The 12,346-nt window shown below is 43.6% G+C and carries 8 protein-coding genes; 5 read left to right on the top strand and 3 right to left on the bottom strand.

Annotated features, from left to right (window positions below; all coding sequences use genetic code 11):
- Positions 1-98: 98 nt before the first annotated feature.
- Positions 99-1,055 (bottom strand): AEC family transporter, encoded by a 957-nt coding sequence (locus tag ACVBIK_RS01045; protein ID WP_447161877.1) that lies wholly within the window; start codon positions 1,053-1,055, stop codon positions 99-101.
- Between the two features lie 145 nt (positions 1,056-1,200).
- Between ACVBIK_RS01045 and ACVBIK_RS01050 the strand changes: the two genes are divergently transcribed.
- Positions 1,201-2,103 (top strand): LysR substrate-binding domain-containing protein, encoded by a 903-nt coding sequence (locus ACVBIK_RS01050; protein ID WP_447161876.1) that lies wholly within the window; start codon positions 1,201-1,203, stop codon positions 2,101-2,103.
- A gap of 188 nt (positions 2,104-2,291) precedes the next feature.
- On the opposite strand, the gene ACVBIK_RS01055 is transcribed toward ACVBIK_RS01050, so the two are convergent.
- Positions 2,292-2,897 (bottom strand): YjaG family protein, encoded by a 606-nt coding sequence (locus ACVBIK_RS01055; protein WP_447161875.1) that lies wholly within the window; start codon positions 2,895-2,897, stop codon positions 2,292-2,294.
- 1 nt (position 2,898) lies between these two features.
- Complete coding sequence (gene barA / locus ACVBIK_RS01060; RefSeq protein ID WP_447161874.1) at positions 2,899-5,670, bottom strand: two-component sensor histidine kinase BarA; 2,772 nt, start codon at positions 5,668-5,670, stop codon at positions 2,899-2,901.
- Between the two features lie 117 nt (positions 5,671-5,787).
- On the opposite strand from barA, the gene rlmD reads away from it, so the two are divergent.
- The 4 genes from rlmD to ACVBIK_RS01080 all read left to right on the top strand — a co-directional run bounded on the left by rlmD (position 5,788) and on the right by ACVBIK_RS01080 (position 12,262).
- On the top strand, positions 5,788-7,137 hold the full coding sequence (gene rlmD / locus ACVBIK_RS01065) for a 23S rRNA (uracil(1939)-C(5))-methyltransferase RlmD (RefSeq protein ID WP_447168873.1): 1,350 nt from the start codon (positions 5,788-5,790) through the stop codon (positions 7,135-7,137).
- Between the two features lie 216 nt (positions 7,138-7,353).
- The gene (relA, locus tag ACVBIK_RS01070; RefSeq protein ID WP_447161872.1) at positions 7,354-9,561 is read left to right on the top strand and encodes a GTP diphosphokinase; all 2,208 of its coding nucleotides are present in this window, start codon (positions 7,354-7,356) and stop codon (positions 9,559-9,561) included.
- A 141-nt stretch (positions 9,562-9,702) separates the two neighbouring features.
- Positions 9,703-10,506 (top strand): nucleoside triphosphate pyrophosphohydrolase, encoded by an 804-nt coding sequence (mazG, locus tag ACVBIK_RS01075; protein WP_447168874.1) that lies wholly within the window; start codon positions 9,703-9,705, stop codon positions 10,504-10,506.
- Between the two features lie 115 nt (positions 10,507-10,621).
- A complete protein-coding gene (locus ACVBIK_RS01080) occupies positions 10,622-12,262 on the top strand; it encodes a CTP synthase (protein ID WP_447161870.1) in 1,641 nt (546 codons plus the stop codon).
- Positions 12,263-12,346 lie beyond the last annotated feature (84 nt).

Raw genomic sequence — 12,346 nt, forward strand, 5'->3', positions numbered from 1 at the left:
CTGGTGCGCGTTGCTGGAAATTTAATCGGTTGGTGGTTTTTACGTTGCTTATTAACAGCAAGGTTTTAGCTTTATACGTCATTTTACTATCTAGCTAATTAATGAGCTAGATATGTTTCCAGCATGGGCAAAGTCACAAAGGTAATTAAGGTGCCAAGTAAGATCCCTTGAGCACTGGTTATGACTTGGGTTTGATACCTTTGTGCCAACAGGTAGACACTGGCGGCAGTGGGGAGCGCAGCTAGTATGACTCCCATAGCAACTAGTTGTGGTTCTACATTCAATCCACGCATGATGATATAGGTCATTAGCGGCTGGAAAAATAATTTAGCAGAGTTAATTAAGCTTATTTCTAAGGCCTGTTTAAGGCTCATAAAATGTCGAGAGGTTTGATATTGGCTCGATTTTGCTAACACCATTCCGATGGCAAATAACGCACAAGGACTGGATGTCATACCTAATTGATGAACCATTAGCGCTAAACTGTCAGGTAGCTTAAGGTTAAGGGCTGAGAGACTAATACCTATTAAGCTGCCGATGACAATCGGATTCCTCATTAATGCTGTGATGATGATCTTAGCGGGTGAGGCTTTATTGGTTTGCTTGGTGATCTCCAGTGATACCAGCGCGATAGCAAAGACAAGCACTGATAATAAACTGGCTATTGCCGCCGCAGTGAGTGCGATTTGTTCATCAGGAAATAGCATCGCCATAAGTGGAATACCAATAAAAGCCGTGTTGCCAAACGTTGCATTTAGAGCGCGCATGGTAGCGATAGCACTGCTCTTAGGGTTAACAAATAGTGATAACAGATAACTTAAACCATAGCTTGCCAGCATGGCTAAGCTAAAGCCTAGGATGAAACCCCAATGCATAATGTCATTTATGGGGGTCTGCGCTAGAGTGATCAACATGATGGCAGGGAAAGCAATATAATAGACATATTGGTTTAAGACTTGGTCAGTCTCAACGGGCAAGAGTTTTAATTTTTGTATTAAGGTGCCCATCAGCATAATACCGAAAACAGCAAGTAGTGGTGTTAGTGTTGCTGACATATTGTTCTCTAATGTATCTAATTTAAGATAAGTAAAATGGGATAAAGTTGAGCCAGAACATTACCATAATTATGCATTAGTATAATATTGACCTTAGGTCGAATCTCGGCCTGCTATTGTGTTTTAAACTTCGGGAATGATATCGATGAGTACCAATTTTGGCTTGGAGCTACAGCTAATCTACCAATTTGTCCATCTGGTGAATGCGGGCAGTTTTTCGCAGGCAGCCAAAGAGCTCGATATGCCAATTGCTACAGTGAGCCGTAAACTGACGAAGTTAGAAACAGTGTTAGATAAACAGCTGCTGATGCGTAATACCCGCAAACTGAGGTTGACTGAAGAGGGCATTGCACTATTTCAGCAATATCAATCTATTATCTCACAGTTTGACGGTATCAGTGGCTCAACGGTAGATAAGCCTGAGGGTACGCTACGCATTGCTGCCCCCGTGTCGATAATCTCGATGATTTTTATTAAGACGCTGAATGACTTTTGTGAAGCTTATCCTGATATTCAATTGCATATTGCGCAAAACAATAACGTCATCGACTTAATTGATGAAGGCGTCGATGTGGCGATTGTCGGAGGGACTCAGCCTGATTCATCTTGGATCTCTAGTTCGCTCGGTGTGCTCAATTATGGCTTATTCGCATCACCACAATATATCAATAATGCGCCCACATTAACCCATCCAAGGGAGCTTGCTGAACACGCATTAATTAAAGTGTGGCCGCTATATAACTGGTCACTTAAGCACCCCAATGGTGACGCTTTTTATTATGATGGTAAGGCCAAACTGACATTAAGTGACTTGCATGGCGCTGTAGAGGCGACGGTTGATGATGGCGGTATTCTTTATGGACCAGAATTATTTGTAAAGCAACAGCTTAAATCTGGGACACTGCAGGCATTGCTACCCGAGTGGATTGGTGAGAAGAGGCGGATCTCTATCTTGTATCATCAGAGAAGCCATCAACCATTAAAGGTTAAACTGTTTATTGAATTTATGCAGTTGAAGGCGGATAGTCTATTTTCAATGCAGAGTTGAGGTCTAAGACCTAAGACTGCAGTATTTTTGGGCTTGATAACGTAGCCTTAGCTTGAAGTCTCTGTTTTAATTCAGGGTCTGAAAGCGGCGGCTTTTAATGTGAGTTGTAGGCTTGCGATGATAAACCGCCAATAAAAAAGCGCACGGGTGTGAACCTCTGTGCGCTTAGTTTAACGGGTATGTTTAGCTTATCGACTTGCTTCGATACCAATGTTAGAAACACCAATTTCAACAATTTCTCGGCGCAGTTCTTTAATAAACTCGGCCTTCATGTTTGGGTTCTCTTCAATGATCTCTAAAAGAGAGCTTTGCATCTCTTTTTCTTCTTGCATCACTTCATGGCTAAAGATGTAATCATCTAATGCATCTTCATTATCAAACTCTTGCTCACAAGTTGCTTCGATATAGTTAGCGACCGTGGCTGATGACAACTTGCTGATATTAACAATATCTTCTTCTACTTTGCTCTGTAGCGCACTGATCAGCGAAGTTAACGCAACGGCGGCATCCATTGCTGGATAAACACCATAAACATCAAAATCGGCAGGCTCTGGGGTATTGGCTTCAAGTCGCTCAAGGTAGATGTCGATATTGAGTTTTAGCTTGCTGTCGTACATCGACTGCCAAAGCAGGTTTAGTAAGGTATCGAGTACCTTAGGGTCGCCAAATTCGCATACTTCTGAAAACAGCTGATAGTTAGGCAGCATGCGTTGGCATAGGGCAACCGCAAAAAGCTTTTTTTGAGGTAACTCTAATGCTTTTAGGCGTTTAAAAAATCCCTGTTTGTTTGTCATCTTATATATCCACTGATAGCTGGGAGATCACTTGATTAGCGGCAGATTCTACCTTAGTTAACTCATCAAGTAACTCTAGTATTTCCGGTTCTACATCGTCTATTGTCACGCCGCGCTTTAATCCAGATTCTATTTCTCGACAAAGATTCTGCGTAGTTGGCACGCCGCAATAACAACAAGCTCCATGAAGCTTATGGATGCATGCGAGCATTTTATCATTGTCTGAACTTGAAAGGGCACCTTCTATCTGCTCAATTGTCTCTGGTAATGACTTTAACAGCATCTTTAACATGTCTAACGCTAAGTCTGGCTTATTATTGGCCTGGGTCAAACAAAGGTCCCAATTTAATGTGCGTTGATCAAAGTGCGTAAACTTAGGTTTGGTTTTCCACCGAGTGATAACCCCTTTTAACGCCGCCTCATCAATAGGCTTTGGTAAGTAGCCATCCATTCCACTAGACGAGATCCGTTCTCGTTCTTCGGCAATAGCGTGAGCGGTAACAGCAATAATTGGCGTGTTACGGTTAGAAGAGCTATGTCTGATCTGTTTGGTTGCGGTGATACCATCAGTCCCCGGCATCTGAATATCCATAAAGATAAGATCGTAACTGCGTTCCTTGGCGAGCTTGACGGCTAATTCACCATTATCTGCAACTTGAACTTGGGTGACTAATTCTTTTAATAACGTATCAATCAGTTTTAGGTTTGCGGGGTTATCGTCGACGGCAAGAACGCTTAAGTTTTCACGTTTTGCTGGCGTAAGTGCTGGCCCGATAGGAAGAAGCGTTTCGTTCATTAAGCTGGAATGCTGACCAAGTAGTGAGCTTGAAAGCAGCCTTTCTCCCACAGGCATAGAAAGTTGCTTATCGATATAAGATCGCATCTGGGAGAAAACCGCTTCTTGCTCGGCACAATCAGAGACGAGCAGTAAGTAATCGATTTTAGACTTTGCAAGTTTTAGTACCTCAGCGGGTTGTCCGGTAGCTGCCACTGCGCGGCAACTCAGCAGACCAAAATCAAAAACATGATTTGATTGCGTGGTAATAAACTCTAACTGTTTAATATTTTTAGCGATAGAGACCTTTAAGCCCCAGCGCTGTAACATTCGCTCTATGGCATGTCGTGAAAGGTTGCTAGGCTCAAATAGCAGGATGCTCTTACCCTCTAATGTCGTTAACGGTAAGGTGTCATTAATTGGATATTGACTAATATTTAATGGAAGAGAAAACCAGAAGGTAGAGCCTTGTTTCACTTCTGAATAGCAGCCAATTTGCCCTCCCATGCGGTTAACTAAGCGTTTAGTAATAACCAGCCCAAGACCTGTACCACCAAAGCGGCGCGATATTGATGAATCTGCCTGACCAAAGGCCTGAAATAGTGACGACTGCTGCTGCTCATCAATACCAATCCCCGTGTCTATCACCTCACAGCGCAGATGAACTTTTTGATCTTTTATCTCTTCAAGTTGTAGCTTTAACTGCACGCTGCCCTTATCGGTAAATTTAATTGCGTTACCGACTAAGTTGGTGATCACCTGGCTAAAGCGCATGGCATCACCGGTGACATCTTCTGGGATGCGAGCGTCGACATCGATAACTAACTCAAGCTCTTTTTCGCGCGCAGTGCTCGATAACATGGTAACGGTTTCTTCTAATGTTTCGCGAAGAGAGAAAGGAATATTCTCGAGTACCATTTTACCGGCCTCGAGTTTAGAAAAATCAAGAATATCGTTAATAATGCCGAGCAGGTTGGTTGCGCTGCGCTCTATGGTACGAATATAGTCTTGCTGACTTGAGTGCAGTGGGGTTTTTAATAACTGCTTAGCAAAACCAATCACTCCGTTAAGCGGCGTTCTTAGCTCGTGAGACATGTTAGCTAAGAACTCAGATTTGATGCGGCTAGCTTCTTGAGCCCGCTTCTTTGCCATGTCTAACTCGACGTTTTGGATCTCAATTTGCTCTAGTGTTTCACGCAAATCTGAGGTTGCCTGATCGATATTTTGCTGCATCTCATCGTGGTATTCAGAGAGCGAGCCTGCCATCGCATTAATACCGCGCTTAAGCAGATCAAGCTCGCCAATCAAGTTGCCGGTTAAACGAGTATCGAGTTTGCCTTCACGGATTTTAGCAACTACACGCACCATCTCTGTAATTGGCTGAGTGACGTTTTTAACCAGACGAAAAGTAAAGAACAGATTTAGCTGCACACCGATTAATACAATAATAAAGGCTGCTACGGCAGCGCGGTGTTGCTGTAGTAGTGCATTCTCTTTATTGATCAAGATGGCAATATAGCCAATTTTTATGATGTCTTGACCAATTTGCTGGTTTTTATCGAAGCCTTGAACGGGAGCATTACTGCTCTTAAAGATGGGGGCGCGCAAAATCATGCTGTCGCCGACTTGTTCAAGCTCAGTGCGTAGCACAGAGTCTAAAGGCTTATCAAAGCGCATGACTTCGTGATTTTTATAATGATGTGAGGTGACAACTACTCGGTTATTGTCGTCAAAGATGGCAATAAACTGCACCAATGAAGCTTTATTCAATTGCGCTGAGGTGATAAGTCTTTTGGTGGTTTCGAAATCTTTACTTTCAAGCCCAACTTCAGCGGCAATGGCCAGAGGCTCGATGATATTACTTGCTTGTTCTATGAGCGTATCTTCAAGTTCATAGAATCTATTTATGGTAAAATAGCTACCCAACAAGATCCCCACTAATATTGTAGGGGCTAACGCCAATACCAGAACCCACGAACGAAGGCTGTATTTGGTCATATTGTTGGCATTATTCATTCTTTGTAAAGGTTACCATTAAATAATAGTGTGGGTAACCGATAGACTGCCAGATATTAACCTGTGTTGGCCAGTTTTTTTATCTATTTAGAGAGCAAAATGGCACAATTTTTTAAAGCAAAACCAAATAGATCTAAGCAATTATCGTCAAAGTTATCGCTGAAAGTGACTCAACTTGATCATCTTGGTGCGGGTATAGCGCATCACGATGGCAAGATTGTGTTTATTAATGGCTCGCTGCCGGGTGAGACGGTATCGGTACAGTTGACTGAGCAAAAGAAGAAGTTTGCTCGAGCTAAGTTACTTAAAATAGAGCAAGCCTCGGCCGAACGCGTTGAGGCGGCATGTCCGCACTACCAACTGTGTGGTGGTTGTGACTTACAGCACCTTGATATCGCAGCACAGCGTAAACATAAAGCCAACACCTTAGTGGATTTGGTGCATAAGTTTTCTCAGGCTCAGGCTAGCGAACTTAGCGACACCATAAGTGATAACGCTTGGCATTATCGACGTCGTGCTCGCTTAGCGACCTGGTATGACAAAAATACCAAGCACATCAGTCTTGGATTTAGAGCGAGTAGCAGTAGTGATGTTGTCGAAATTCAGTCCTGTGCGGTGTTGGCAGAGCCTTTATCCGCTTTGATCCCAGACCTTGCGTTTCTGCTTAATCAGTTAAGCGGTAAAAAAGCACTGGGTCACGTCGAACTGACTCAGGCTGATAACGGTAATTTTGTTGTGCTTCGAGTCACTAAAATATTTTCGGATAAAGATAAGGCTCGCCTTGTCGAGTTTGCTGAAAAGCATGGCGTGATTGTTTTACTGCAAGGTGATGAGGGCGAATGCGAGCATCTCAATGGGCCTGGGCTACAAGCTTACTATGGTTTTACGTCAGAGGCAGATGATGCCGATATCAAGCTGAATTTTTCGGCGGGTAACTTTATTCAAGTTAATGGCGCAGTCAACCAGGCTATGATTAAGCAAGCGGTACAATGGTTATCACCTCAAGCGGGTGAGCGAGTATTAGATCTATTTTGCGGGATCGGTAATTTTAGCCTGCCACTAGCCAAAGGCGGCGCCGAGGTGATTGGTGTGGAAGGTGTGCCAGCGATGGTTGAGCAAGCACGAGTCAATGCCAAGCAAAGTGGTTTAGATAACGTTTCCTTCTATCATGCAGATTTGAGTGCTGACCTATCAAAAGAGCCTTGGCTTGGTAAGGTCGATAAGATGCTTATCGATCCGGCACGAGCAGGCGCTTATGAAAGTATGCAGTCGCTTAAGAAGCTCAAGCCAAAAGCATTAGTGTATGTTTCGTGTAATCCAGCGAGCCTTGCCCGTGATAGTGAAGTGATTTTAAAGCAAGGTTATAAGCTTAAAAAAATTGGCTTAATCGATATGTTCCCTCAAACCCATCACTTAGAGTCGATGGCGCTGTTTGAGTTAGGGAAATAAACAAAAAGACACAAAAAGATACATTTAATGAAACGTTTTGCTTAAATATAACCCATACAAATCAAACTCTGATGTTATAGCTGTTTTTAGTCGCAATTGTCAGCTTTTGTTCATTGACAATAATCGCTGAATGCTGAAGATAGAGCGTATAAATTAAAAAGATATAGTTAAGCGGTTGTTAACCTCTATCTGCGGTATGTAAAGGAATTAAATACGATGGTATCTGTTCGTGAAGCACATTTTAGCGCCCCTGATTTTCAACTCGAAGAGTGGGTGCAACGTTATATAAGTGATGCTTCGGAAGCTCAAACTCTTTTGGCCTTAATTGAACGGGTCGAACTGCTCGTGGGACAAAAGAAAGAGGCGAGCGTTACCGTATTAAATCGCGCGCGTGAGATGATAGAAATCCTCGCGCCATTGAATATGGATATTGAAACCCTACAGGCTGCCATTTTGTTTGTGGTATTTGATGCAGGGCTTATCACTCAAGAAGATATTGAAGAGCAGTTCGGCGCTAAACTCGCGATACTGGTTTCTAGCGTTGAGACCATGAATGCCATTGGCGCGTTAAAGATAGATAATCAAACCCGTAATGGCGAGCCGCAAATCGACAATATTCGCAAGATGTTGTTAGCGATGGTGGAAGATGTGCGCGCGGTAGTGATTAAACTTGCCGAGCGTATTTGCCTATTGCGAGAAATAAAGAATGCCGACGAAGAGGTTAAGGTGCTTATCGCACGTGAAATTGCCGATATCTATGCCCCACTGGCTAACCGACTCGGTATTGGTCAGCTTAAGTGGGAACTAGAAGATATTTCATTTCGCTACCTGCATCCGCAGACATATAAAGATATTGCTAAGCAACTAGATGGCAAGCGCCTCGATAGAGAAACCTTTATCGATGACTTTGTTAGTCAGCTGCAAGCCCGTTTAGATAAAGACCATATTCGTGCAAAAGTGTATGGTAGGCCAAAGCATATTTATAGCATTTGGAAAAAGATGAAAGGCAAGCAGCTTAAGTTTGATGAGCTGTTTGACGTACGTGCGGTGCGAATCGTCACGGACCGCTTGCAAGACTGTTATGGCGCCTTAGGTGTGGTGCATACGCTTTGGCATCATATTCCACGAGAATTTGATGATTACGTCGCTAACCCGAAACCAAACGGTTATCAGTCTATTCATACGGTTGTTGTCGGGCCAGAAGATAAAACGGTTGAGATCCAAATCCGCACCGAGCAGATGCATGAAGATGCTGAGCTTGGCGTTGCGGCGCATTGGAAATATAAAGAAGGTAGCGCAAGCGGAAAGCAAAGCGGTTATGAAGAGAAGATCAACTGGCTACGTAAGATCTTGCAATGGCAAGAAGATGTGGCTGAAAGCGGTAACTTAGTTGATGAAGTGCGTAGCCAGGTATTTGAAGACCGTGTTTATGTGTTTACCCCAAGTGGCGAAGTGGTTGACTTGCCGTTAGGTTCAACGGTGCTAGATTTTGCCTATTATATTCACTCCCATGTTGGGCATAAGTGTATTGGCGCTAAAGTTGACGGCCGTATTGTACAGTTTACTTATCAAGTGGAAACGGGCCAGCGTATAGAGATTATAACCTCTAAGCACCCAAATCCTAAGCGGGATTGGCTTAACCCTAACTTGGGGTATATCAGAACCTCGCGTGCACGATCGAAAATTCTGCACTGGTTTAAACAGCAAGATAGAGATAAAAATATTGTTGCTGGTCGCGAAATGCTTGAAGCTGAGCTGGCTAAGATCCACTTACTCATCAAAGATGCTCAGTCTGCAGTTGAACGCTTCAATTTAGTGAGCATGGATGATTTACTGGCGGGTATTGGCGGCGGCGATGTGCGCCTTAATCAGGTTGTTAATCATGTTCAAAGCCGTTTACGCACTAAAGATTTAAGTGATGAAGCCGCGGTTGAAGACTTAGTTAAAAAGAGTCAAAGCAAGTCGATTAAAAAAGGCAAAGGCCAAGTCGAAGTGAATGGTGTCGGCAACCTGATGAGCCATATTGCTAAGTGTTGTCAGCCGGTACCAGGTGATGAGATCTTTGGCTTTATCACAAAAGGCCGTGGCATTTCGGTCCATAGAGCGGATTGCGATCAAGTTAAAGAACTGGTTCGCGCATCACCTGAGCGTTCAGTTGAAGTGGTGTGGGGCGAAAACTATTCAGGCGGTTATAAAATCCGCTTGAGCATTGTAGCCAATGATCGCTCTGGTTTGCTCAGAGATTTAACCTCTGTGCTGGCGGCAGAAAAGACTCACGTAATGGCGTTGAGCTCAACATCTGATGTGAAAACTCAAACAGCGACTATTGAACTGGAGCTTGAGTTATATAACTTAGATGGTTTGTCTAAAGTACTCGCGAAAATAAATCAGGTCGATGGCGTAATGCAGGCCAGAAGAGTTTAATTGCTATAACGACAAACTTAACGGCAACTCAATAGTTGCCGTTTTTTATGGTTTACTCTTAACATCAATACTGGCCAAGGTATGCAGTCTTGTGGGCAATAAACACCAGGCGATATAAGAACAGGTTAATAGGAAAGTAAAATGACAAGCTTTGTTGGTGATACTCGCCCCCTACTCAATATTATGCACAAGCTGCGTGATCCTGATTCGGGTTGCCCTTGGGATAAGGCGCAGAGTTTTCAAACTATCGTCCCTTTTACTATCGAAGAGGCTTATGAAGTCGCCGATACCATTGAGCGTATGGCGCTTGATGAGTTGCCTGACGAGTTAGGTGATCTACTCTTTCAGGTGGTATTTTACTGCCAGTTGGGAAAAGAGCAGGGGCTTTTTGATTTCAATACCGTGGTTGAGCGGATATGCGATAAATTGACTCGCCGTCACCCCCATGTGTTTGAAGGATTAGCAACAATAAGTACTGATGAGATCAAGCAAAACTGGGAACAGTTAAAAGCTTTAGAGCGCAGCGAACGTGCACTCGATTCTGTACTCGATGATATTCCACTGAGTTTGCCTGCATTATCACGCTCAATGAAAATTCAAAAGCGTGTTGCCCGAGTGGGTTTTGACTGGGCAGAGTTACCGCCGGTGGTTGCAAAAATCCATGAAGAGATCGATGAAGTGCTTTTTGAAGTTGAGCAAGAAAAAATCGATGCTCAAAAAGTGCAAGACGAAATGGGTGACTTATTGTTTGCCGTTGTGAACCTTGCCCGGCACTTAGGGGTTGAGCCTGAAAAGGCATTAAGGCAAGCAAATCATAAGTTTGAAAGACGATTTAGAGGTGTTGAAGCCTATGCGCAAGCGGACGGTCGCAGCATGAATGAACACTCATTAACGGAGCTAGATGGCTACTGGGATAAAGTAAAACTGGATGAGAGAAATAAATAACTTAGCTTTTAAGTTAATTCTAGTTTGTCGAATCACTGTTGCTTTGGTATAATATTGCCCCGTCCTAGTGCTTTCTTACAAGCACATATTTCCAACTCATTTTCTCAGGTTCAGCATGACTACAAGGTATATCTTCGTTACTGGTGGCGTGGTTTCATCACTAGGTAAAGGCATTGCAGCAGCTTCTTTGGCTGCAATATTAGAGGCTCGCGGCCTAAACGTAACCATTATGAAGCTGGATCCATACATTAACGTAGATCCAGGTACCATGAGTCCAACACAACACGGTGAAGTGTTTGTGACAGAAGACGGCGCTGAAACTGATCTAGATTTAGGTCACTATGAGCGTTTCATCCGTACCAAGATGAACCGTCGTAACAACTTTACTACGGGTCGTATTTATGAAGAAGTACTTCGTAAAGAACGTCGTGGTGACTACTTAGGTGCAACCATTCAGGTTATTCCACACATTACTAACGCTATCAAGGAAAAAGTCCTTGCTGGTGGCGAAGGTCATGATGTGGCGATTGTTGAGATTGGTGGCACGGTAGGTGATATTGAATCATTACCATTCCTAGAGTCTATCCGTCAGCTAGGCGTTGAGCTTGGCCGTGATAGAACCCTATTTATGCATTTGACGCTTGTTCCTTTCTTAGGCGCGGCGGGCGAAGTTAAGACTAAGCCAACACAGCACTCTGTAAAAGAGCTACGTTCTATCGGTATCGCTCCAGATGTGTTGGTTTGTCGTGGTGATCGCGCTATTCCTGCAAACGAGAAAGCTAAGATTTCTCTATTCTGTAACGTTGAAGAACGTGCAGTTATCTCACTAAAAGACGTAGACAGTATCTATAAGATCCCTGCACTACTAAAAGCACAAGGTCTAGACCAACTTGTGACCAAGCGTTTCGGCATCGATTGTAAAGAAGCCGATTTGTCTGAGTGGGAACAGGTTGTTTACCAAGAAGCTAACCCTGTAGGTGAAGTGACGATTGGTATGGTAGGTAAGTACATTGAACTACCTGATGCATATAAGTCAGTTAACGAAGCCTTAAAGCATGCGGGTCTATTTAATCGCGTATCAGTGAACATCAAGTATATTGATTCACAAAACGTAGAAGCTAAGGGTGATGAAGTCCTACAAGGCTTAGACGGTATCTTGGTTCCTGGCGGATTCGGTGAGCGCGGTGTTGAAGGTAAGATCATGGCGGCTCAGTACGCTCGTGAAAATAACCTTCCATATTTTGGTATCTGTTTAGGTATGCAGGTTGCGTTGATTGAATTCGCACGCCATGTAGCGGGTCTTGAAGGCGCACACTCAACTGAGTTTGCACCAAATACGCCGCATCCAGTTGTTGGTTTGATCACTGAGTGGATCAATGAAGATGGCCAAGTTGAAGAGCGTCATGAAGAGTCTGATTTAGGCGGTACTATGCGTCTAGGTGCTCAGCTATGTCACCTTGAAGAAGGCACTAAAGCTGCAAAGGCTTATAAATCGACAACCTGTGTAGAGCGTCATCGTCACCGTTACGAAGTGAATAACAATTATAAAGAGCGCCTTGAAAAAGCAGGCTTGATCTTTAGTGGTCTTTCATCAGACCGCTCACTGGTTGAAATGATTGAGTTGCCAAACCACCCATGGTTCGTAGCCGGTCAATTCCACCCAGAGTTTACATCGACTCCTCGCGATGGTCAGCCGTTATTTGAAGGGTTTGTTGCTGCCGCAGCTGCCTACCAGAAACGTGATTTAGAAGACTAAACAAAACACAACCGCTTCCATGCTATGGGGGCGGTTTTTTTGTTTCTAGCGATGCAAGTTTAGATGAACAGAATTTCGTTTTAC

This window comes from Shewanella sp. 125m-1 (genome assembly GCF_052977065.1).